Annotated in this window: 24 protein-coding genes and 1 riboswitch; of the genes, 16 read left to right on the top strand and 8 right to left on the bottom strand. The window is 42.8% G+C overall.

Annotated features, from left to right (window positions below; translation table 11 throughout):
- Positions 1-105 precede the first annotated feature (105 nt).
- The 3 genes from ACSW3C_RS17645 to ACSW3C_RS17635 form a co-directional block, all read right to left on the bottom strand.
- The gene (locus ACSW3C_RS17645; RefSeq protein WP_486564110.1) at positions 106-759 is read right to left on the bottom strand and encodes a GntR family transcriptional regulator; all 654 of its coding nucleotides are present in this window, start codon (positions 757-759) and stop codon (positions 106-108) included.
- An 89-nt stretch (positions 760-848) separates the two neighbouring features.
- Positions 849-1,601: a LytR/AlgR family response regulator transcription factor gene (locus ACSW3C_RS17640; RefSeq protein ID WP_486564109.1), complete on the bottom strand. Its 753-nt coding sequence runs from the start codon at positions 1,599-1,601 to the stop codon at positions 849-851.
- Positions 1,582-2,871 carry a sensor histidine kinase gene (locus tag ACSW3C_RS17635; RefSeq protein ID WP_486564108.1) on the bottom strand — a complete coding sequence of 430 codons (1,290 nt, stop codon included), beginning with the start codon at positions 2,869-2,871 and terminating at the stop codon, positions 1,582-1,584. The genes ACSW3C_RS17640 and ACSW3C_RS17635 overlap by 20 nt, the downstream gene beginning before the upstream one ends.
- Positions 2,872-3,011: 140 nt before the next feature.
- Between ACSW3C_RS17635 and ccsB the strand changes: the two genes are divergently transcribed.
- On the top strand, positions 3,012-4,184 hold the full coding sequence (gene ccsB / locus ACSW3C_RS17630) for a c-type cytochrome biogenesis protein CcsB (protein WP_486564107.1): 1,173 nt from the start codon (positions 3,012-3,014) through the stop codon (positions 4,182-4,184).
- 228 nt (positions 4,185-4,412) lie between these two features.
- Here ccsB and ACSW3C_RS17625 read toward each other — a convergent pair whose 3' ends face one another.
- From ACSW3C_RS17625 to ACSW3C_RS17615, 3 genes are all read right to left on the bottom strand, one after another.
- A complete protein-coding gene (locus ACSW3C_RS17625; RefSeq protein ID WP_486564106.1) occupies positions 4,413-4,790 on the bottom strand; it encodes an SET domain-containing protein in 378 nt (125 codons plus the stop codon).
- Between the two features lie 26 nt (positions 4,791-4,816).
- Complete coding sequence (locus tag ACSW3C_RS17620) at positions 4,817-5,899, bottom strand: CotH kinase family protein (RefSeq protein WP_486564105.1); 1,083 nt, start codon at positions 5,897-5,899, stop codon at positions 4,817-4,819.
- Positions 5,900-6,002: 103 nt separating this feature from the next.
- Positions 6,003-6,482, bottom strand: a complete 480-nt coding sequence (locus ACSW3C_RS17615) for a histone H1-like repetitive region-containing protein (protein ID WP_486564104.1) — start codon at positions 6,480-6,482, stop codon at positions 6,003-6,005.
- Positions 6,483-6,716: 234 nt separating this feature from the next.
- Between ACSW3C_RS17615 and ACSW3C_RS17610 the strand changes: the two genes are divergently transcribed.
- From ACSW3C_RS17610 to ACSW3C_RS17590, 5 genes are all read left to right on the top strand, one after another.
- Complete coding sequence (locus ACSW3C_RS17610; RefSeq protein WP_486564103.1) at positions 6,717-7,265, top strand: hypothetical protein; 549 nt, start codon at positions 6,717-6,719, stop codon at positions 7,263-7,265.
- Between the two features lie 69 nt (positions 7,266-7,334).
- Positions 7,335-8,888 (top strand): hypothetical protein, encoded by a 1,554-nt coding sequence (locus ACSW3C_RS17605; protein WP_486564102.1) that lies wholly within the window; start codon positions 7,335-7,337, stop codon positions 8,886-8,888.
- Positions 8,889-8,950: 62 nt separating this feature from the next.
- Positions 8,951-9,628: a hypothetical protein gene (locus ACSW3C_RS17600; RefSeq protein ID WP_486564101.1), complete on the top strand. Its 678-nt coding sequence runs from the start codon at positions 8,951-8,953 to the stop codon at positions 9,626-9,628.
- Between the two features lie 289 nt (positions 9,629-9,917).
- Entirely contained in the window at positions 9,918-11,273 is a 1,356-nt protein-coding gene (locus tag ACSW3C_RS17595) for an arsenic transporter (protein WP_486564100.1), read from the top strand.
- 277 nt (positions 11,274-11,550) lie between these two features.
- Complete coding sequence (locus tag ACSW3C_RS17590; RefSeq protein WP_486564099.1) at positions 11,551-11,982, top strand: DUF2935 domain-containing protein; 432 nt, start codon at positions 11,551-11,553, stop codon at positions 11,980-11,982.
- Between the two features lie 135 nt (positions 11,983-12,117).
- Here the strand turns inward: ACSW3C_RS17590 and ACSW3C_RS17585 are convergent, their stop codons facing one another.
- Both ACSW3C_RS17585 and ACSW3C_RS17580 read right to left on the bottom strand, forming a co-directional pair.
- A complete protein-coding gene (locus ACSW3C_RS17585; RefSeq protein WP_486564098.1) occupies positions 12,118-12,408 on the bottom strand; it encodes a hypothetical protein in 291 nt (96 codons plus the stop codon).
- A gap of 184 nt (positions 12,409-12,592) precedes the next feature.
- Complete coding sequence (locus ACSW3C_RS17580) at positions 12,593-12,733, bottom strand: hypothetical protein (RefSeq protein ID WP_486564097.1); 141 nt, start codon at positions 12,731-12,733, stop codon at positions 12,593-12,595.
- 172 nt (positions 12,734-12,905) lie between these two features.
- Positions 12,906-13,010, top strand: a riboswitch (TPP riboswitch).
- Between the two features lie 81 nt (positions 13,011-13,091).
- Here ACSW3C_RS17580 and ACSW3C_RS17575 point away from each other — a divergent pair.
- From ACSW3C_RS17575 to ACSW3C_RS17530, 10 genes are all read left to right on the top strand, one after another.
- Entirely contained in the window at positions 13,092-13,676 is a 585-nt protein-coding gene (locus ACSW3C_RS17575; RefSeq protein WP_486564096.1) for a YkoF family thiamine/hydroxymethylpyrimidine-binding protein, read from the top strand.
- Between the two features lies 1 nt (position 13,677).
- On the top strand, positions 13,678-14,259 hold the full coding sequence (locus ACSW3C_RS17570; protein WP_486564095.1) for an ECF transporter S component: 582 nt from the start codon (positions 13,678-13,680) through the stop codon (positions 14,257-14,259).
- On the top strand, positions 14,252-15,622 hold the full coding sequence (locus tag ACSW3C_RS17565) for an ABC transporter ATP-binding protein (RefSeq protein ID WP_486564094.1): 1,371 nt from the start codon (positions 14,252-14,254) through the stop codon (positions 15,620-15,622). Before ACSW3C_RS17570 ends, ACSW3C_RS17565 begins: the two co-directional genes overlap by 8 nt.
- Positions 15,603-16,352: an energy-coupling factor transporter transmembrane component T family protein gene (locus ACSW3C_RS17560; protein ID WP_486564093.1), complete on the top strand. Its 750-nt coding sequence runs from the start codon at positions 15,603-15,605 to the stop codon at positions 16,350-16,352. Before ACSW3C_RS17565 ends, ACSW3C_RS17560 begins: the two co-directional genes overlap by 20 nt.
- Before the next feature lie 169 nt (positions 16,353-16,521).
- Entirely contained in the window at positions 16,522-17,715 is a 1,194-nt protein-coding gene (locus ACSW3C_RS17555) for an NAD(P)/FAD-dependent oxidoreductase (protein WP_486564092.1), read from the top strand.
- Positions 17,716-17,745: 30 nt separating this feature from the next.
- Positions 17,746-18,324, top strand: a complete 579-nt coding sequence (locus ACSW3C_RS17550) for a helical membrane plugin domain-containing protein (RefSeq protein WP_486564091.1) — start codon at positions 17,746-17,748, stop codon at positions 18,322-18,324.
- 12 nt (positions 18,325-18,336) lie between these two features.
- Positions 18,337-19,734 (top strand): MBL fold metallo-hydrolase, encoded by a 1,398-nt coding sequence (locus tag ACSW3C_RS17545; RefSeq protein ID WP_486564090.1) that lies wholly within the window; start codon positions 18,337-18,339, stop codon positions 19,732-19,734.
- A gap of 76 nt (positions 19,735-19,810) precedes the next feature.
- Positions 19,811-20,164, top strand: a complete 354-nt coding sequence (locus tag ACSW3C_RS17540) for a hypothetical protein (protein WP_486564089.1) — start codon at positions 19,811-19,813, stop codon at positions 20,162-20,164.
- A gap of 103 nt (positions 20,165-20,267) precedes the next feature.
- On the top strand, positions 20,268-21,311 hold the full coding sequence (locus ACSW3C_RS17535) for an ATP-binding protein (RefSeq protein ID WP_486564088.1): 1,044 nt from the start codon (positions 20,268-20,270) through the stop codon (positions 21,309-21,311).
- Positions 21,304-21,936 (top strand): response regulator transcription factor, encoded by a 633-nt coding sequence (locus tag ACSW3C_RS17530; protein ID WP_486564087.1) that lies wholly within the window; start codon positions 21,304-21,306, stop codon positions 21,934-21,936. Before ACSW3C_RS17535 ends, ACSW3C_RS17530 begins: the two co-directional genes overlap by 8 nt.
- The last annotated feature ends 55 nt before the right edge of the window (positions 21,937-21,991 follow it).

Genomic DNA, 21,991 nt, shown 5'->3' with positions numbered 1-21,991 from the left:
GCTCCTCCGCTGAGGAACAACTTCCTTCTTTCTAGTTTGTTTTTCTAAGATGATCACATGACAAGTGGGATGTTTTGAATTCGTTCTGTTATGCAGTACGAGTGCTCAATTCTGCAAATTCTTGCTGATGGATTGGTACGTATTGTCCAGATGGAGGAGCACCGCTTTTTTGGCTTGTGCCACATCCCGTAAACGAAGCGATTCAAGAATAGAGCCGTGTTCCTGAATAATTTCTTCCAGGCTTTTGCCCGACTTTAATGCAGCCATCCCGAACCATTGAAAGTGGTCCGTAAGATTTTTTATTAATTGATGCAGCCGGCGGTTCCGGCTTAGCTCTGCAAGATATAAGTGGAACGCTGAATCGAGTTGTACTACTTTAAAAGCATCATGCTTCTCGTCAGTTAGTTCTTTGTATTTTGATTCAATCTGATGCAGCGTCTCTTGATTCAACAAAGGAATTAGAAGCTCGACTACAAGCACTTCATTGGCGCGCCGGAGCTCGAACACTTCCCGGACATCCGTTTCAGTAATTTCTTTCACAAAAATACCTTTTCGGGGAACGGATATTACCCATCCCTCCACTTCCAGTTGTTGCAAGGCAAGCTTCAACGGCGTCCGGCTAATTCCAAGACTGTCACTTAAAGAGCGCTCAGAAAGCATAGCGCCCGGCTCAATGGAATACGAGATAATCGCTTTTTTAATCTCCTTGTAAGCCTGGTCCTTAAAAAGTTCAGGTTGTGCAATTTTACTTAAATCCATCGTATCCCCTCCGAAGTAGGAAAACTGGTATCTGGAATACCAGATGTACTAAAAAGTATATCACTATAGTGAAAATCATGCAATTGACCTTATATCTTTCGTTTCTCCTGTTCACTGATCAATCGCTTTTGCAACTCTCTAACCAATCGAAAAGAAACCTCACATGTTGATCCATTTGCCATTAATACCGTACGACTTTTCTTGTTTACCTCTTTGACGTGAAGTAAATTAATTAGAAAGCTTTTATGGCAACGAAAAAAAGTACTATCCAATTGTTCATAATCCTTTAATTTCCCATAGAACTCATAAAAGCCACTGCTATCATATAACGTAAGTTTGTGTGGGAGTGGAGAGGTCTCTATGTAATAGATGTCTTGGACTTTTATATTTTTAATTCGCTCACCGATTTCAAGTTGAACCATCGGAATTTGTTCGGATTGGCCAATTTGCTTATAGGTGGTGAAGGCGGCTTGTAATGATTCTCTTAATTGAGCGGAAATCTGTTTTGGTGTATCTTTCACAATAAAATCGAGAGCAGCCAATTTATACGAAAAGGTCAGCTTTAACCGATCGGCATGTGTCGTAATAAAAATGATACTCGCTAGCGGATCATTCTGCCGGATACCCATGGCGATATCCATTCCATCAAGCTGGTGATTTAACTCGATATCTAGTAAATAGCAATTCGCTTGCTGGTTGCGTGAATAAGCCAACACTTCTTCAGGCTTGCCTGTACAAAGGACAACTTCAATGCTGGGTTCATGAAAGTCTGCGTAGCTCTGAACTTCGTTCAATAATTGCTCTCGTTGTAGCTGATCATCTTCACAAATGACTATTTTCATTTTGGCACCTCTCAATAATTACGATATGAATAAACCAACCATTCTCGATATGGGAATTAAATGTTACATTTGGATGAGCTGATAGTATTTTCTTAGCAATCGGAAGCCCCAAGCCGCGATTTTGCCCCTTTGTTGAATAATGCTCCTCGTACAAAGCAGATACGGATTCATCTCTTTCTTTCATCTTATTCTCAAAGACGATAATGACTTGATTCTTAGTAGAGATAAAAGCCAAGTTAATTTGCGGGTCCTTTACAAGGGTACTTTCTTCAATAGCATTGTCCATGAAGATTCCTAAGATGCGAGTCAAATCAATTGTATTTAATGAGATGGACTCAATATTATCTGGAATTTCAATATTGACCGGTATCGAAAGTTTGTCTGCCTGAATAAGTTTCGTAGCCAAAAGTCCTTTTATTTCGGTAATCGCCAATCGGTCAAGCTGGTGGAATATCCGATTCCTAGCAAGAGTCTGTTCTTCAACCTTTAGAATTTGTTGTTCGAAAAAGCATTTCAATCCTTCCCAATCCTCAAGCTCCATGTATCCCCGCAAGGAAAGCAAGATATTCGCATAATCATGATGAAAGGATTGCATTTCGCGGTTCACTTGTTCTAACGCTTGTATGTAATGAGAGAATTGCTGTTGCTCTATAAGCTTGTCGGTCAGCTTTTTTTCTTTATTCACGGTATAGAGCAAGATCCCCGACAGGGCTACCATAATGAGAAAATAAAATATCAAAAGTGATAGATTGAATGCAGATAGATCGAACTCTCCCTTCTCTGAGGGAATGAAGACAAGTGAATAAAACACAATAAAGGTTAGACTGGCAATTAGAAATAAGACGGCTTTTGAAAGTCTGGATGAACGAATCGCGTCTTCATAATAATCAACTACACGCTTATAAAGAGCTACAAAAATGGCCAGTAACAGAACGATTAGAGAGCCATGGATATAAAGAGGAAGGTCGAAGTGGTGAACGACCAGAGCCGACGTGTATTCTGCAAGGAGGCTGCCAATTGGGATGACAATAGAATGAAGAAATGCGCTTGTCCTTCGAGAGAATAAATAAAATAAGCCGCCGCTTAATAAAATGCCCGCAAAAATAGAAATCCAAAGATGGCTAAGAAAAAAATAGGCGAGAGAAGCGACAACGGCATTCAGAAAAAAACTGGCAAGGAAGCGTGATGCAGTTACTCGCAAGGAAAGTACATAAAAAAGTGAGCCGTATAAAATGAAATAATTTAAAAGGCTAAATAAGATAAATAACATGGACACGCTCCATTCCGTGACGGTCATGATTGTTTTTCATACGTTTAAGATAAAACCTCCATTCGCTTGGGCGGACTGCCTATAATAAATCCTTGATGAAGATAGTCAGTTTTACAACCGTAGAAATGGAGGATTATTTTATGTCGTCTATCAGTTTTATCGAATTAAGCAGCCAATCCCTGTTTTTATCTTTTCTCTTATTATTACTTGCTATCATACCGATTGCTGCGGCAATCCGATCCAATAAAAAATGGATCGGACAAATGGGATTGGCGTTAACATTCTTGGCATTTATCCTGCAACTAATTTACTTCACATGCAGATGGGCTGCCATTGAACATGCTCCTGTCAGCAATATGTATGAGTTCATGACATTCTTTGGCATTATGCTAGTAGGCAGCACATTGCTGATACACCATCTATATAAACAGTTGGTGGTGCTATTGTTTTCAATACCGGTTACATTAATCATTATAGGATATGGGGCTGTTTTTACAAGAGAGGCATCACCCCTCGTTCCGGCCCTTCAGAGTAATTGGCTTGCCATTCACGTCATAACCGTCGCTCTTTCGAGTGCAATACTTTCCGTCGCCTTTGCTTCTGGCCTCATTTATTTGCTACGAGAAACAGATGTTAATCGAAAGACAATGCAGACAAGAGGATTAGAGTTTGTTATGTATTGTTTGATTGTGGTTATCGGATTTATCCTAAGCTCACTGATCTTTGCAATGACAACAGAAGAGAGGATCGTGCGTTTTGAAAACAGAAGTGGAATGGAGGAAAAAGCGGTATACCAATTGCCCGCTATTTTCATAACAAAAGGAGCTGTAGAAAGTGAAGGGGAGGAGAAGTTTTCATCAATACCTATTCCAAATTCAATAGATGCAAAGAAACTCAATTCCATTACATGGGCTGTCTTAACAGGGACTATTCTATACATCATGATTCGATTACTAACTCGAAGGAAAATCATACAAGCCATGAAACCACTTACTAAGAAAGTGAATCTGCCGTTGATGGATGAAATATCATATCGCGCCGTCCTCATCGGGTTTCCTCTCTTTTCTTTGGGAGGTCTACTTTTCGCTATGATATGGGCACATTTTGCATGGGGACGTTTTTGGGGATGGGATCCAAAAGAAGTATGGGCGTTAATTACTTGGTTATTTTACGCTGGATTTCTTCATTTGCGCTCTTCCCGGGAGTGGCAGGGAAAACGGACGGCTTGGATGGCAGTCATCGGTTTTGGTTTAATCGTATTTAATCAAGTCTTTGTCAATCTAGTTATTTCGGGATTGCATTCCTACGCCTAACGAGTCAATGGAAGGTTACACACATAGTAAAAAGGGAAGCGAGTGGGGGAGCAAACCTGAAGAAGGTATAGGGATTTCGTATAGGACGGGAGGGAGTTGCATACCGCTCCCCCCTCAGATTCTGTATGCAATTGACGAAAGACCTTACAAAAAGTATTAAGGGTGAATAAAATCCTCGCTGAAAGGAGATGTGGATTTCACGACGTGGCAGATGGCCGATTGATATTTCTATTTCACTTCAAACCAAAGAGGTGATTGATCTTCCGAATCTTCATTGTAATTGATTGTAATTTCCTCACCCTCTTTTATATCGCGTATGGCGTAAAAATCAATGGTACAATGATCGCTATTGTTACTAAACATGGTGTTCGGCTGATAGGAATGATTAAACAGCGATCCGTACCCTAAGGCAATCGCCGTCTGCTCGTAATCTTTACCCCAAGTAAAACAATAATCAAATAGTACGGTCTTACGTAAGTATTTCCACTCTTCTTTAGGAGATATTAATACGGGTGAGACTTCAATCAGTTCACCTTTTTTGATATCGCGTGCCGCAAATACTCCTCTACCATACTTATCGGTATCTTTAATAAATACTGTTTGCAAGCTGCATACCTCCTTTTCAAATCCATTCAAAAGTTGACTAATTCCTCTCTCAAGTATCTATTTCGATTACGAATGAATTGAAGGATGAACTCCGGCTCGGAATCAAATGTCTGGATAGCCCCTTGCTTATAGGGATCTAGAAGAACATGGGGTCTAAGTGCTTGATGTAATCTAGAAATTTTCTTTACCATCTTCTCTACAGTGAATTGCGTCTCTAATACTTCTTCAACAATCGCACGATACTGCTTGCGGATTTCAGGTATTCGAAGTAACAGATAGCACAGGTGATTACTCTTCTTTCCTTCAATTGGAATGTAATCATAATTCATCACACCACCATCAACCTGTCTTCCCCATGTAGCATCGTAGTCCCAAGGAATTAATTCAAACAAGCCTGTGTCACGATTTTGGTACAAAGCGTAATTGTGGGTGAAACCGTCATAATTCATCGTGCAAATTGCACCGGCAAGCCATCGTAAAAACATATCTATGTTGAGATGTTGACTAATTTCTTTATGGAAGTCACACAGGGGTGCCTTGTTTATTATAGAGATGAATTCAATAAGGCGAGCTTCATCCAAATCTTCACCACATGCTCGTTCATATCCCGATAGTAGTGATCTTTTCAGTGATTCATCTCGCAGCAAGGAAAAATTCGCATTATTGTTTACAGCATAATAGATAGGACCGGAAGAAAGCTCTCTGTTTTTTAAGAAATAGTCATCCACAGATTCAATTTGCAAATAGACACCTTTTCGAGTGCCGTTGCGAAATAGATTGATGTGTTGAGTTTGCGGGGCTAATACACCAATGTCGTGGAAAAAATCAAAGGATAGTTTGTTTCGAATGAATGAGGGATCTTTGTATTCTGCATTTAAGTGAATTTGCCGAGCGTTATCGTAAAACTCCGGTTGGATAAAATCAATAAGATACGATCTTTTGCGGAATTTCCTCGTATAGGATCCCCGATAGGCTATATCTATATCGAATAATGTGTCTTCTATTTTCAACTCGGCGGGAAGGGGTTCATCATTCCAAATATCATGTCTCAGCTCATCCAGGTTGTCTTGATCAATGTGTAAGAAAAAAGAAGGCACTTGGTAGTCCACGTAGATCCTTTCCTTTCATTGTTCAATCAGTGAAAAGTGCAAAATGGTGCCAAATAGAAAGACTTCCGCTGTATCGAATAATTAGCGGAAGTGGTAAGCATGACTATTGTGTACGACGTCTTTTTCGTTCAACTCTTTTTTTCGAGTCTGAATGACAAGAACCAGTCGTTTGGTGCCCGGTTGTCTGGTGACCAGTAGTCTTATGTCCGGTTGTAATATGCCCGGTCGTTTTATGTCCAGTAGTTTTATGTCCAGTAGTTTTATGTCCAGTCGTTTTCTGCCCAGTAGTCTTATGTCCAGTAGTTTTATGTCCAGTCGTTTTCTGCCCAGTAGTCTTATGTCCGGTCGTTTTATGTCCGGTCGTTTTCTGCCCAGTAGTCTTATGTCCGGTTGGTTTCTGTCCGGTCGTTTTCTGCCCAGTAGTCTTATGTCCGGTCGTTTTATGTCCGGTCGTTTTCTGCCCGGTTGTTTTATGTCCAGTCGTTTTCTGTCCAGTTGTTTTATGTCCGGTCGTCTCATGTCCTGTGGTTTGGTTTCCGGTCGTAGTATGTTGACGAAGTCTTGCTTTCTTTCCTTTTGGCATCAATTTTCCACCTTTCTAAGTGTCTAATATCAATGTATTCAGCAATCCCAGAACAGTGTCGGTTGATAGCCTATTGAAAATCGTGGTGGCAAAGCCACAGTAATGGATGAATTAGGACTAGTGGAACGATTGGATCTAGATAGAGTCGCAGCCGTACTGGGCATATGCCTGTTTCATCGTAATCTGATAATGCATATAGATAATAGGACTACGATAAATGGGGGCTAAAGCACATTGAACAGAGAATTGTTACTTTCATTAGTAGGTAAAGTAATTAAAGTCGACAGAGGTGGACCTGAGTCAAGAATTGGAAAGTTATTGGAGGCAAATGAGGACCATATCACACTCCTCACAGAAGATGACGGGGTTATCTATTACAAAGTTCATCATATTAAAAGTTTAACTGCCAACACAAAAAGCGGATTGAACTTTAATATAGAAGTTCCTGATAATTTCGAATACAAGAAAGCCAAAACCTTTAAAGGGATTTTAGACAATCTCAAATACCACTGGGTGAAAATCAACCGTGGCGGGCCGGAAAAGTTAGAAGGAGTTCTCGATGAGATTACCGATGATTATGTAACCATCGTATTAAATGAAGAAGTCGTCCGACTGTCTATGTTCCATATCCGGAATATTAGCCACGGAGAGAAAGTCCCAAAAAACCCTGAAGCTAACAAGCAAGAAAATAAAGAAGATAAATCCAAGGAACAAGATAAGAGTAAACAGGATGGCGGTAATAAAAAGTCTAGCGAAGGAAATGAGAAGAAGAAAGAAAAGTAATAGAGCAGTTCTATTTGTCGCTTCTTTCGCTAGGAGCGACAAATCACCTATGAAAGGGGAACCCCTAAAGTGAACAAGCAAAACCTTGAGAAGGCATTGGGGGGATTTAGAGGTTTACAAATTGGGTTGTTTCTAAAAGATGATCAATTTATTGAAGGAATCTTGCTAGATATCAAGCGTGACCATCTCATAGTTGAGATATCAAAAAATGTGTTTTATTTTACACTTAGTCAAATCCATGCAGTTTCTAAAAATGCGAAAGACTTTCGAATTGCATCCGAAAGCACAGTTCATCTAAGCAGTTCTGATCTACATGAACTGTTAAAGGAACTGAAATACAACTGGGTGACCATTAATAGTTTGAGTAGACAAACTTTTTTCGGAATGCTTAGTGAAATCGCGGATGACCATATTTTGCTCATAAATAATGAGGAACAACTGTATATACAGAAAGCATTTATTACAAATATATTCAAAGGCGAATATCGCCTTTCTGAGGAGAACCAAACTGAGGAATCTGCATCGGGAGAAATTTCAACAGCAGGAGATAACGTTTCTTTAGAAGCTGAAGTGGGGGCTGATTCAGCAAATAGCAAAGCGATATCTACTGAAGAGATAGGTTTACAATCAGCCGAGCTTCTTGAAGAGAGCCCGAATGAATTTGAACAAGATCAATTCAATGAGCAGCAGGTAGAAGTAGAAATTAATACAAATGACGTTGTCCATTCGGTTCAGGAGATGGAGAATCAATTAAGCGAAGTGCTCAATGAAGTAAATACCTCAAATAAGTTGACATCTAAGAATGAGGAACCTATAGAGCAACAATCCCAGATGGAAACAAGCAAAGAAAGTATGGGGATTGGTGAGCAACTTACAGACCTAAAAGATGAAACACTTAATGAGTACCCGGATACGAATTTAGATCCTCATGAAATAATGGGGAATGAAACGAGTGCTGATAGTAGGGAGCCAGTCACCGAAGATGTGAAGGATAAAGAATTATCTTTTGTTGAGGAAAAGATAGATGCCTCATCAGGTGCAGAAAAGGAGAGCAGTCACTATTCGGCAGTGGAAAATGTTCTAGTTTCCTTTCCTTTAGTTTCAAAGGTGGGGAACATTGGAATTCCAACTCTTTCCCCTTTCAATAACCACGATTTATTTGAACAAACGAAAGAATCTAGCTCTACCGTCTCGTCAGGTGATATGGAACGATTTTACCACGAAGAGTTTGAGGAAGAACGTTTTATTCTATCTGAACCTCGATATAGTCCTGCTTTTAAAAGAAAACTGACAGATTCAGTGAATGTTACGCCCGAAACGGATCGCGATCAATCTACAGTTCTAAGCTATTCTGAGGAAAGTTCTTCTTATCAGGTTCATGAATTTGACAGATCTCAACCTGTTTATGACGAAATGTTTGAATATCATTTCAACCGCATAAGGAAGGAAAGCGTTAAGAACGACGACGTAAAACTCATAAAGCAAGCTGTGGATCAAAATCGAGCGCCTGACTTGATGGTTCAGACGAATAATGAAGAAACGTTAGAAAGTCAATACTACGCCCTAATGAAGCAAGCAGAAAGGATGTACCTTCAAATTAGAGCAAACAGGCGTAATGAATAACAGGATCCGTGATTGATGAAAGAGCATGGGTCGTCTGAAAATATGTTATCAGGGATGATGTGATGAATCGAATTGATACGACCAGTAACGTAGTTGTTACGGTTGAAATCTCTGGAAGAAAGCAACTAACAGGTACTGTTATTGAAGTAGGGAAAGACCTAGTCGTCCTATGTAACGGGATGGACTTTTTATATATTCCATTAGCTCATATTCAAAATAGTAGAATAGATAATAGTGGGGACAATGTGATTGAGGTGCCAACTGATCCCAAACATGTAGTAGTCCCAGAAGATGGGGAAGATTTTACTTTGCTGAATGTGTTACAACAGTCTTTAGATAAAGGTATTGAAATCTATGTGACAGGCAGGCATTCGCTTTTTGGATATATAACAGAAATCTTAGATGATTATTTTGTTTTTTGGTCACCTATTCACCAAAACATTTATGTTAAGTTCAGCCACCTAAAATGGCTAATTCCATATCCTCCAACCCATAAGTTTTATGGGATTGTAGACGAAACGAGCTTGCTGCAAGTGAAAAAAAATAATAACTCTAGAACTTTTAAAGAAAAAGTTCAGGAATTGAAAAATAGTGTTGTTATGATTAATGGCGGTGAGAGTAAAAAACAAATAGGAAAACTTAACGATGTTTCGGATCACTTTGTCGAAATACAAACAGCAAAAATGCAATCTGAATATCTGAACATGGAACATATAAGAACAATTCATCGAGCTTATTAACTGTCTTAATAACAATATATGTAACCGATAGTGTACCGTTTAGATATCTGACCTTGTCGAATTAAATAATCGATACTTAAGCATGGTATCCTGGATCGAAGGTGAAGTCGCCGCTCTTCAATCCAGGATATCTTTTTTTTTACATATAAACAACCGATGACCAGATTGAAAAATGTCTTTTTCTGTTGGACATACATCTCGTTCCTGTATGGTTTCATCGAATATACATAAAACGAAACGGACCGACAAATGGAGAGATTCTATTGTTCAAGAAGGGAAATCTACAGAGATGAGCTTTCAAATAGTAATCACCGGTTGGGTGTTTCTAATGACAATGCTGGTAATATTTTGGCGACCCAAAGACCTGAATGAAGCATGGCCAGCTACGGTTGGTGCCGTCATCATCTTATCGACTGGGATAGTATCCTATATAGATATACTTGATATTTTCAGCAAAATAGGTGGAGCTTCTATTACAATTATAGCTACTATCGTGATGGCAGTAACGCTCGAAAGTTTTGGATTTTTTCACTGGGCAGCAGCAAAGCTTGCAAAACTATCGAAGGGATCAGGGTATCGATTATATTGGTATATCCAATTGCTTTGTTTTTTGATGACTTTATTATTTAACAATGATGGCAGCATTCTAATTACGACACCGATTTTAATATTACTGTTACGAAATCTAAGACTGAAACTCCATCAACAGGTGCCCTATCTATTAAGCGGCGCACTTATTGCCACAGCGTCAAGTGCTCCCATCGGGGTCAGTAATATAGTTAATTTAATTGCGCTAAATATTGTTGAGATGTCGTTATGGCAGCATACCGCATTAATGTTTGTACCTGCGACGGCAGGATTGTTATTTATGTCTTGTTTCATGTTTATTGTCGTTAAGAAAAAAATTCCGACTGAATTACCTAAAGGGTTTTTAGATATTGAAGAATCCTTTTTCACAAAAAAGTTTCACCCATTGAAGGCAAAAACACCGATTGAAACAGCTCGAAAACGGACGAAGTTCATGTTAAAGATATTGCTGTTTGTACTCGTAATAAGAAGTCTGCTTTTCATCGCATCTTATGTACAAATTCCAATTGAGATCGTTGCTGTTTTTGGTTCCACTGTACTTTTGTTATGGAGATGGTTTTATCTCCGCATTAGTCCAAGCGATATCCTGAAAAAGACACCATGGCATATCTTAATTTTTGCTTTTTCAATGTATGTGATCATTTATGGTATGCATAATGTCGGACTGACATCCATGCTCGTCAATTTTTGTAGACCGATTGTCGAACAGGGTTTATTTCAAGCAAGCATCGTTATGGGTGTTTTAGTATCTTTCCTATCGAATTTATTTAACAACCACCCGGCCCTGATGATAGGGACCATTACATTAACCGAGATGGGATTAGATCCCATAACTTTAAAAACTATTTATCTGGCAAATATCATTGGAAGTGATATGGGATCCTTGCTATTGCCAATTGGAACGCTTGCCTCATTAATTTGGATGCATCTTCTACGTAAAAGTAAAATAAAAATTACGTGGAGAGATTATTTAAGCGTCTCCGTAATTGTCATACCACTTACAACGGTCATAACTTTGACTTTGTTATTTCTATGGGTACAGCTGGTATTTCTGTAATTGGGATGCACGGATCCATGGAGCGGATTCAGTATAGTTCTCATACTGTGTAGTTACTACTATATAAATATCCAAACACGAGTAAGAGCTACATTAATGAATTAGGAGAGTACAAATTAGTTTCTGGCGGCTAAAGGGAATACGAATAGGTTTCTGTAAAGACAGACAGTAAAACTAGCTAAGACAAATCGTATATAAAATATGTCGGGTGATTCCTGGCATATCATTCCTCTGCAGTTCATACAGTAACATGTACTGTGGAGGAAGGGGATCGTGCATGCAATATTATTATGGAAATCAAATGCCTTTGCGTTTGCTGGACGAGGCGGAGTTCTGGAAACACCAGGAGGCGGAGCACACCGAAGTTATTCGGGAGGCACTGGATGGACTGGAGCCGGAATATGTGCAAGCCCTAAAAGAGTGGGAACAAGCGTTGACGGAAACTCATCAGCAAGTCGTGAGTTACGTGGAAACGGTCAATCGGATGGGGTATACATTTGAGGAACTCCAAGAGCAAGTAACAGAACTGATAAAATACTGCCTGGACGAGAGCTTAAAGTTTATTGACCTATGCCGAGAAATTGAAGTAAACAGCGCCGCAGCGAAGGATAACCCGTTCGCAAAGACACTCCTCAATCACATTATTCGAGAATCCGAATATTTTGTCGGAATCGCCAGGATTATTTTATATGGAAATCCGTCGGCTTAAAAAGTGTTCTAGAATAGTATTAAGAGAATAATGTTTAACGCACCTGCAAACGTGGAATAGATAATAGGTGGTTTACATGAAGGCAGGTGATAGATATGTCAAAACAATGGAATTTTATCTTTGAAAACAAACTAATTACAGTATATGCCAAAGATAAAGAGCATGCAGAAGAAAAAGCGCGTGCGATATATGAGGATTTACAAAAGAATGCAAGTTAAGAAGCACCGGCCGGGAGGATGGCTGGTGTTTTTTAATTTTATTGGGCGGGGTACCGGGCTGACGCCAGATAATCCGGCTTAACGCTAATAAATCAAAACGAACGCCAATAATTCCAGCTGAACGCCAATAACTCCGTCTGAACGCCAATAAATCAAAATGAACGCCAATATCTCCGTCTGAACGCCAGAAAATCAAAATGAACGCCAATAACTCCGGCTGAACGCCAATAAATCAAAATGAACGCCAATAACTCCAGATGAACGCCAATAAATCAAAATGAACGCCAATAACTCCAGCTGAACGCCAGAAAATCAAAATGAACGCCAATAACTCCAGCTGAACGCCAATAAATCAAAATGAACGCCAATAACTCCGTCTGAACGCCAGAAAATCAAAATGAACGCCAGATAATCCGGCTGAACGCCAGAAAATCAAAATGAACGCCAGATAACCCGGCTGAACGCCAGAAAATCAAAATGAACGCCAGTAAACTAAAACAAATCCTAAGACCCTTCCTATCTATCAAGCCCAACTGCCGGCGTCCAGTCTCACCTCTCTAAATATCAACAACTAGCCGACCCAAATTGTCATTTTCCAGGCGCTCTCCATTAATTCAACAACGAGCACCTCAACAATCCGCCCTGTTTACAATCACTCCCCCATGTACTATACTGATGGCAATCATAAAATTGAACTACATACCGTTTCTGCACTAGGGGTGCCGTTTTTGGCTGAGATGTGAGCGTGGCTCCGATCCCTTATGACCCGATCAGGATAATGCCTGCGTGGGGAAGTGTAGTGACTTTCCCTTTGTTTGCAAATGGACAAGTGGCTACATCTCCTCGGATGTAGTCTCTTTTTTTATGAAAAATTCAGAGGGGGTTTTGACCATGCTATGTGGTACGAGTCCAATTGTCGGATTCCGGTTTTCGCTGTATCCGATGGCAGATGATTTTGTTTCGATTATTAAGGGGGCGCTGGAGGAGACGGATACGTCGGCTGTTTGGATGCATACGGATGATGTGTCCACGGTGATCCGCGGGAAGCAGGCGCATGTTTTCAATGTGGCGAAGGCACTGACACTGCTCGCGGCAAAGAGTGGAAAGCACGTTGCCCTATCCGGCACGTTTTCTGCAGGCTGTCCGGGCGATAGTGCGGGAGATGCCTATTTAGAGGTTGACGATGAATTATTGAATACGGATGACACGAAACAGTATGTGTCCTCCCAGTTTGCTTTGTATCCGATGAATAATCCTTCTTATATGGATATAATTTATCGCGAAGTGGACCGTGCGAAGGAGCAGGGTGTCTTTAATGAGTCGATGCATTACGCAAGCGGCATCCATGGCGATATTCATGAGGTGTTCGCGTTCTATGAAGAAGCCTTTACAAATGCGCGATCTGACCAGCATCGCCATCTTGTCATGACGGTGTCCATGAGCATCAACAGTCCTTCCCATGAAGGAGGACGCTAATATGCTTGCGAAGTGGAAGCTGAAAGAAGTCGTTTTGATGGCTTTGTTTTCTGTCGTGTTTGGTATCGTCTATTTATTGTTTTTGCATGTCGGTAATATTTGGTCTGGCTTTATCGGGCCGATTGCGTATGAATGGATTTTCGGTATTTGGTTCATCGTGTCGATCATTTGTATGTATATTATCCGGAAACCTGGAGCCGCTGTCATTTCGGAAACCATTGCAGCTGCAATCGAGGTGCTCCTTGGGAATGCAGTCGGGCCGCGTTTAATTTTATCCGGACTCATTCAAGGGCTAGGGGCGGAAGCTGCTTTTGCGGCAACTGGCTATAAACGTTTTACGCTGCCTGTTCTTATGTTGGCGGGGGTTGGTTCCTCCATTTTCAGTTTCGCTTATGGCTATCTGCTCGGCGGGTTTTCAGTATTCCAACCGGGTTATATTCTTTTAATGCTCGGTATCCGAATTGCGAGTGGGGCGCTCATTGCCGGTGTCGGCGGGAAGTTTGTCGTGGATGGTTTGCTGGCGACTGGGTCGCTTCGGGGCTATCCGATTGCACGGGCTGTGAAGGGTGACGCGCGTGCATGATGTCATTGCGTTTCAATCGGTCTCTTTTCGGTATCCGGATGAAACGGCGTGGTTAGTCGAAGACCTTTCGTTTTCCATTCAGGCAGGGGAGCGGGTTGTCCTCACGGGACCGAGCGGTTGCGGTAAATCAACGATCCTCTATGTAATCAACCGGCTGTATCCGGAAAACTGCGATGGGAAATTGAAAGGCCGTGTCTTGATATTCGGAAAGGACGCCCATGAATATGTCCCGGGCGAGGTAAATCGCCGAATTGCGACGGTCTTCCAAGACCCTGACTCCCAATTTTGCATGCGCACAGTCGAAGAGGAGCTGGCGTTCACTCTCGAAAACTTGCGGACGCCGCGATCTGAAATGGATGGGAAAATAGAAGACGTTTTGCGATTAACCGGGCTGACTGATTTTCGTCATGCGGTTATCCAGCAATTATCAGGCGGGGAAAAGCAACAGATTGCGCTCGCTTGTGCTTTGATCATGGAACCTGAAATCCTGTTGCTCGATGAACCACTCTCTCATTTGGATCCGATCTCTGCCCAGTCCTTTGTCTGTTTGCTTGACCGATTGCAGCAGGAACGCGGATTTACTGTTGTGGCAATTGAGCATCGCTTGGATTTATGGGAACGATTTTTTAATCGGGAAATCGTGCTGCAAGGACAGCAGCAACTAAGCGAAATAAAAAAGCGTACACCTTCTATTCGAAAGGAATGTGCTTTGCGGGTAGAGAAACTGTGCACGTCTACCTTTCTCCAGCAAGCTTCTTTTACACTTCAAAAGGGAGAAATAGCTGTACTGGCAGGTGCTAATGGGAGCGGGAAGTCAACGATGCTGAAAGCGCTCGCCGGTTTGATTCCAGCGAAAGGGACGGTCGCTCCGAAGGCATTAGGATATGTTCCACAATCTCCGGAGTTTCTTTTCATTACTACAACAGTGGAAGAGGAGATCGCTTACGGAGGAGGAGAGAGGTCACGTGAAATAATGGAGGCGATGCAACTGGAGCAGGTTGCCGGTTCCCACCCGTTCGCTGTGAGCCACGGGCAGAAACGGCGTGTTGCCATTGCGGCTATGCTTAGCGACGGGCGGGATGTCATTTTAATGGACGAACCTACCTCCGGCCAAGATGCCGTTTCGTTGCAGGAGCTGTCACGCTTGATTGACGAAAGAGCCAAGGAAGGCACGGCGTTTCTCATTGTCACTCATGATATGAAGTTTGCTTATGCGATTGCGGACCGTATTCTGTTAATGAGAGATGGGAGATTGACAGGTGCGTTTCATGCAGAAGATGTTTGGAGAAAACCGGAATTGCTGAAAGACCACCGTTTGATGGCTCCGAAGGGAGTGGCAGAATATGAAGCAAGCTTTGCATAAGATGAATCCTTCTGTGAAATTCCTTGTCATCACTGTTTGCATGCTGACATTGGCGTTTTTCTTTAATCCGTGGACTCCGTTGATTTGCTGGGGCGGGGTCATCCTGTTGCAGCTTTGCTTCAGTTCGATCGATTGGAAGAAATGGCTGTTGTTCATGATTCCCTTTTTAATCATGTCATTTGGATACTTTTGGACAACGATTGTTTTTGCAGAGGACCGGACTGGCGATGTCGTCTGGTCGGTGTTTCAGTACGACATCACGAGAACACAGCTGGACCATGCGTTATCGCTTAGCTTCCGGGTGTTGGCATTTGCCGGTTTATCCCTGCTTTTTGCATTCACAACGGATCCAACAAAGTTCATTTTAAGTCTCATGCAGCAATTAAAGCTGTCTCCTAAAATCGCTTATAGTATATTAGTCGGCTATCAATTCCTACCTGTTATGAAAGACGAATTCGTCTATATTCAACAGGCTCATCGGTTGCGTGGAGCTGTCCGAGATAAGAATGCTATAGTCCGCCTTTGGAATTTGAGACGCATCCTGTTGCCAATGCTGGCGGGCGCCGTCCGGAAAGCGGAGCGTTCGGCGTTTGCGATGGAAGCGAGAGGTTTTACGGGAGAGAAGCGTCTGGCGTTTTATAGAGTCGTCCAGGTTGGCAAAAATGATGTTGTCATGAGTGCGCTCTTCCTTTTCATTCTAGCTGCAGGATGTGCAGTAGGATTAAGGTAAATCCCTATCATATTACGCACTCAGCGTGCAGATAAAGTGTTGATTACTTTGTCTGCACGCTTTTTGTGCTGCATTCCCTTTTAGGGGGAAACCCCTATACTTTGATTTTTCCGGCTACTCTACAATGTACATAGATAAAGTAACAACCATGAAACAAGGAGGCGTTCACATGAAGACTTCATACAGAGTCGTCATCGTAGGTGGAGGATCCGCAGGGATTTCGGTTGCTGCCCGGTTACTGCGTCAATCGCAAGCATTGATGGGCGAAGTGGCAATCATCGATCCGGCAGAGAAACATTATTATCAACCGCTTTGGACATTGGTCGGCGGAGGCGCAGCGAAGAAAGAGGATTCGGAGAGGTCAATGGGAAGCTTGATTCCGCAAGGAGCCGTATGGATCCAAGATGCTGTCGCATCCTTCAGCCCGGTGGACAATGCGTTAATGACGGCAGAGGGGACTACCTTAACGTATGACTACCTCGTTGTGGCGAGCGGCATTGAAATTAACTGGAATGCGATCAAAGGATTGTCGGAGGCACTTGGCACGAAGAATGTGTGCAGCAACTATTCCTTCGAGCATGTCGACTATACATGGGAAACGATCCGATCGTTCAAGGGTGGTACTGCTCTGTTCACGCATCCGGCTTCTCCAGTGAAATGCGGTGGTGCGCCACAAAAAATCATGTACTTGGCAGAGGATCATTTCCAGCGTTCGGGCATGCGTGACAAAACGAAAGTGATTTTTGGCTCAGCCAATCCTGCTATCTTTGACGTGGAAAAATATCGTCTCGCTTTGGAGAAGGTCGTGGAACGCAAGCAGATCGATGCCCGTTTCCGCCGAAACCTGATTGAAATCAAAGCGGATGAAAAAATCGCGGTATTTGAGCATCTCGATACACATGAAATGGAAGAGATTCCTTATGACATGATACATGTAACACCATATATGCAGGCGCCTGCCTTCATCCGTACGAGCGCGTTGGCGGATGCCAATGGCTGGGTCGATGTTCATCCTTATACGCTGCAGCATGTTCGCTTTGCCAATGTATTTGCCCTAGGAGACAATGCGAATTTGCCGACATCAAAAACAGGCGCGGCCATCCGCAAGCAGGCACCGGTCGTTGCCGAGAATTTGATCGCACTCATGCGCCAGCAACCTATGCCAGCAACGTATGACGGCTATTCCTCCTGTCCAATTGTCACAGGCTATAACAAGCTGATTTTGGCAGAATTCAATTATGATAAACAGCCAGTGGAATCCATGCCGTTCAACCAGGCCGTGGAACGGACAAGCATGTATGTAATGAAAAAGGATTTACTGCCAATTATGTACTGGGACGGCATGCTGAAAGGGACGATGTAAACGATTCATCGAGGAAGGAGGAGGACGAAGATGAAGAATGAACATGCGCAGGAAGGCGGAGACTTGCTTCAATTGATGACGGAATTGGAACGGCCAGAGGTCCAGCAATCGCTCACATCACTTTTGAATAAGCTGCCGGAATTCGAAAAAAGCATCGACTCCATCGGGAATGCCGTCCAGTTTGGCAAAGCAGTTTTCGAGGATCAAACCGCGATTCAAAAATATGATCAGCTGTTATCGACCTACAATTTAGATATGGAAACGATCATTGCAATGGTCGCTTTGCTAGAAAAATTGCCAAAGCTCGTCAAGCTGATGGAACAGCTCGAAGACATCATGGAATTTGTGACAGCTGTCATTCAGGATAAGCAATCTGTCGAGTATTTGATTTCCAATGTGAAAGAGCATGCGGAGCCTTGGGTGCGAAAAGGGAAAGATGGCCTTACCCTCTTCGAGGAAGTGCAAAATCGAATGGAATGCAACCCACAGAACGTCAAGTTATTCTCGCTTGTTAAATGGTTGAAGGACCCGATGGTGCAAAAGGGTCTTTGCTATGTGCAAGCAACAATGGAAGTTTTGAATGAACGTACACAAAAAAATAATGGATAGGGGATTGAACATATGTTACTACGTTACTTTTATGATGAGAAATTAGCTCATGCATCTTATTTCGTCGGCTGCCAAGCCAAAGGTGAAGCGGTTGTCGTGGATCCAATGCGGAACATTGCACCGTATATTGAATTGGCCGAGAAAGAAAACATGAAAATTGTCGGCGCGTTGGAAACACACATCCATGCGGACTTCGTTTCAGGATCCCGCGAACTTGCCGATCGTTTCGGAACGACGCTTTATATTTCGGACGAAGGCGATGCAGATTGGAAGTACCAGAACATCGAGCATGTTCCGCATCAGCTTTTGAAGGATGGCGATGAATTCAAAATAGGTAATCTCGTTTTCAAAACGATGCATACACCAGGCCATACGCCGGAAAGCATTTCATTCTTGCTCACGGACCGTGGCGGAGTTGCAGATGAGCCGATGGGTATTTTCTCAGGCGATTTCGTGTTTGTCGGTGATATCGGCCGTCCGGACTTGCTCGAGAAAGCTGCTGGCATTCAAGGAACGTCGGAGTCTGGAGCGAAAGCGATGTATCAGTCCCTAAAAAAATTCAAAGCGCTCCCAGATTATTTGCAAGTATGGCCGGCCCATGGTGCAGGTAGTGCATGTGGTAAAGCGCTGGGCGCGGTGCCATCGTCAACAGTCGGTTATGAAAAACAATTTAACTGGGCCATGAAATTCGATAACGAAGCAGATTTTATTGCTGCCTTGCTGGACGGCCAGCCCGAGCCACCTTACTATTTCGCAGTCATGAAGCATGTAAACAAAGTGGGCATCGAATTGATTAAAAATCTGCCGGAAGTGAAGCAATTGAATTCGCTGGCAGACGTGAAAACTGTCATCGCAGCCGGCCATCAAGTGTTAGACACGCGGAAAGCGGACGAATTTGCGGCTGGCCATGTTGAAGGTTCCATCAATATTCCATTCAATAATTCATTCGCAAACTGGTCCGGTTGGCTGGTGAATTATGAACAGCCGCTTTACTTGCTCGTGGACCCTGCTAATTTGGAAGAGATGTTGATTGCACTCCGTTCCGTCGGTATCGACAATGTGGTTGGGTATGCGGATGTAGAAGTATTGAAAGAAGCTTCTGAGCTTGAGTCATATGAAAACATTTCTCCGCTTGAAGCAAAAGAGATGATGGAGAACGAAGATGTGTATGTGATCGATGTCCGGAATAAAACAGAATTTGACGCCGGGAATATTGAGCAGGCGCAGCATCTCATGCTCGGAACTCTTCGCAAGCGGTTGGATGAAGTGAAAGATGACAAAAAAATTATTGTCCATTGCCAAGCAGGAGGCCGGTCTGCGATTGCAGCGAGCGTTCTTCAGGCGAATGGCATAAAAAATGTCGTCAATATGGCTGGCGGTTACGCAAGATGGTGCAGGGAAGTTAACTAATCAACATGATAAATTATAGCCGCCAAGGTCACTCATTGCCTTGGCGGCTTTTCAGCACAGAGAGGAGGAACTGTGAATGGGATTTGTAGTTGCCGTGCTCGCGAGTATTTTCGCATGGAGACTATATGAACGGATTGCCCCTATATCGGGTGCTTCGTGTGTTGATGAGCCGCCGGAACAGACAGCCATTATTGACGTGCGGGATTATCAGCTAGCGGATCACGAGCCTTTTGAACGAGCTGTGAATATCCCATTTGCCTATTTGAAGCGAAATCTTAAAATGATTCCCGGCAAACAGGTCCATATTATTGCGGACAATTCGCTGAATCGAAATTTGAGCATCCGTTATTTGCGCAGAAAAGGCTATGGAGTTACAAGTTATTCGCTGACTGAATGCCCATGTAAATCTTACTCGGCTCCACGTTTTTGACTGCATCCGAGTCGCTTCTTACAGGTATCCATCCTACAACCATTGCAGATGGATATGCTAAGATGAAGGAAGACAAGCATACGGAGGAAGGGGCCGGACGGTCATGATGGATCATATGAACTTAGGAAGCGAATACTTAGAACAGATATTCAGAAATATACAGGATGGGATCATCATTATGGATGATCGCCGGCAAATTCTCATGATGAATCCTTCGGCGAAGCGATTGACGGGCTGGGATCTGACGGACTCTGTTCCGTTCTGCTCTTTTTGCGAGCATCGCACAACGGGCCATGGGGAAAATCGATGCTATTTAATTGAGAATAATGAAGTACCGTATTTCCTTTCTAAAATGCCGACTTATCACGGTAAGAAAATTGATGTTGAAATGAGTACAGCCCTTATGTACACAGATCCAAAAAACGACCGAAAGGAATATTTGCTTGTGCTGCGGGACCAAACACTGCAATTGAAAGAGGAGGAAGCCCGCTTCTCCAAAATGATGATTAAGAAATTAATTGAAGCGAAGGAATCGGAACATAAGCGGCTCGCTCAGGAGTTGCATGACGGGGTAGGGCAATCCCTCTATTCCATTTCTGTTGCTCTGCAAGCGATCGAGTCCTATGTCAATAATCCTAAGCTCAATACGTATATAGAGGAAGTGCGAATGGAACTGCAGAAGGTGATGAACGACATTAAGATGTATTCCTATCAATTAAGGCCGCATAGCATCGACCAGCTTGGCATTGGGCCAACATTGAAAACGCTCATTGATTCCGTTCAGAAGCTTCATCCGGAACTCGACATTCGGTTTAAAACAAATTTCACGGAGCGTTGCCATCCTTCTGTTGAAATCAATCTTTACCGTGTTGTGCAAGAGGCATTGCATAACGTCATCAAGTACGCGTCAGCCAGCCATGTCATCATTCAATTGGACAAATTGGATGACAACCTAGTCTTGCACATTAAAGACGACGGAATTGGTTTTGATATGGAATCAATGAAAAAGGAAGGCCTTGGCTTAAAGCATATGCAGGAGCGAGTCGATCAATTAGACGGCACATATTCCATCATTTCCGCCCCGGGCGAAGGGACACGCATCGATATTCAAATTCCGAAATGGAAGGAGGGGTTCCTCTATGATTAAAGTGCTCGTCGTAGATGATCATGTGCTAATCCGCAAAGGAATCATCCTGCTATTGGAAAACTACCGGGACATACAAGTCGTCGGTGAAGCTGGTGATGGCGAGGAAGCGATCCAATTGGCTGTCCAGACACAGCCGGATGTGGTGCTCATGGACATCTCCATCCCAAACGGACTCGATGGATTCACCGCCACACAGGAAATCATGAAGCAAGTCAGCCACGTCAAAGTCATCCTGCTGACGATGCATAATGAGATCGTCTATATCCAAAAAGGGATTGAAGTGAATGCGCACGGCTATCTGCTGAAAAATAGCCAAGGAAACGAGCTCTATGATGCCATCAAGTCGGTCCATAACGGCCAACGGTATTACAGCGTCGGCTTGCCGGAGGAGCAGCTCGAGAAGCTCTTTAAACAGAAAGGCAAGGAAAAAGGGGAGCTCTTAACTGTCCGGGAGCAGGAGATTGTCCGCTTGACCATCCTTGGTTTTACAAATGTCCAGATCGGCAAAAAGCTGTTCATCAGCAGCAAAACAGTCGAAAATCACAAAGCGAACATCATGCAGAAACTGGAACTGAAAGACAAGTCGGAGCTGATCCAATACGGACTCGCGAATAAATATGTCTAACCACAAGAACCAACCATTCCTCGCAGAGGATACGGTTGGTTTTTTTTGCCCAGCG

The organism is Sporosarcina sp. AD_1 (genome assembly GCF_057373025.1).
Note: the sequence above shows the minus strand (reverse complement) of the source record. Positions and strands in the feature narration are given on the sequence as shown.

Coding starts and splice junctions, on each gene's coding strand:
- ACSW3C_RS17615 (WP_486564104.1), bottom strand. CDS start 6,482: ATGCCAAAAGGAAAGAAAGCAAGACTTCGTCAACATACTACGACCGGA.
- ACSW3C_RS17570 (WP_486564095.1), top strand. CDS start 13,678: ATGCTTGCGAAGTGGAAGCTGAAAGAAGTCGTTTTGATGGCTTTGTTT.
- ACSW3C_RS17535 (WP_486564088.1), top strand. CDS start 20,268: ATGATGGATCATATGAACTTAGGAAGCGAATACTTAGAACAGATATTC.
- ACSW3C_RS17575 (WP_486564096.1), top strand. CDS start 13,092: ATGCTATGTGGTACGAGTCCAATTGTCGGATTCCGGTTTTCGCTGTAT.
- ACSW3C_RS17545 (WP_486564090.1), top strand. CDS start 18,337: ATGTTACTACGTTACTTTTATGATGAGAAATTAGCTCATGCATCTTAT.
- ACSW3C_RS17560 (WP_486564093.1), top strand. CDS start 15,603: ATGAAGCAAGCTTTGCATAAGATGAATCCTTCTGTGAAATTCCTTGTC.
- ACSW3C_RS17530 (WP_486564087.1), top strand. CDS start 21,304: ATGATTAAAGTGCTCGTCGTAGATGATCATGTGCTAATCCGCAAAGGA.
- ACSW3C_RS17555 (WP_486564092.1), top strand. CDS start 16,522: ATGAAGACTTCATACAGAGTCGTCATCGTAGGTGGAGGATCCGCAGGG.
- ACSW3C_RS17550 (WP_486564091.1), top strand. CDS start 17,746: ATGAAGAATGAACATGCGCAGGAAGGCGGAGACTTGCTTCAATTGATG.
- ACSW3C_RS17640 (WP_486564109.1), bottom strand. CDS start 1,601: ATGAAAATAGTCATTTGTGAAGATGATCAGCTACAACGAGAGCAATTA.
- ccsB (WP_486564107.1), top strand. CDS start 3,012: ATGTCGTCTATCAGTTTTATCGAATTAAGCAGCCAATCCCTGTTTTTA.
- ACSW3C_RS17635 (WP_486564108.1), bottom strand. CDS start 2,871: ATGTTATTTATCTTATTTAGCCTTTTAAATTATTTCATTTTATACGGC.
- ACSW3C_RS17540 (WP_486564089.1), top strand. CDS start 19,811: ATGGGATTTGTAGTTGCCGTGCTCGCGAGTATTTTCGCATGGAGACTA.
- ACSW3C_RS17595 (WP_486564100.1), top strand. CDS start 9,918: ATGAGCTTTCAAATAGTAATCACCGGTTGGGTGTTTCTAATGACAATG.
- ACSW3C_RS17645 (WP_486564110.1), bottom strand. CDS start 759: ATGGATTTAAGTAAAATTGCACAACCTGAACTTTTTAAGGACCAGGCT.
- ACSW3C_RS17600 (WP_486564101.1), top strand. CDS start 8,951: ATGAATCGAATTGATACGACCAGTAACGTAGTTGTTACGGTTGAAATC.
- ACSW3C_RS17590 (WP_486564099.1), top strand. CDS start 11,551: ATGCAATATTATTATGGAAATCAAATGCCTTTGCGTTTGCTGGACGAG.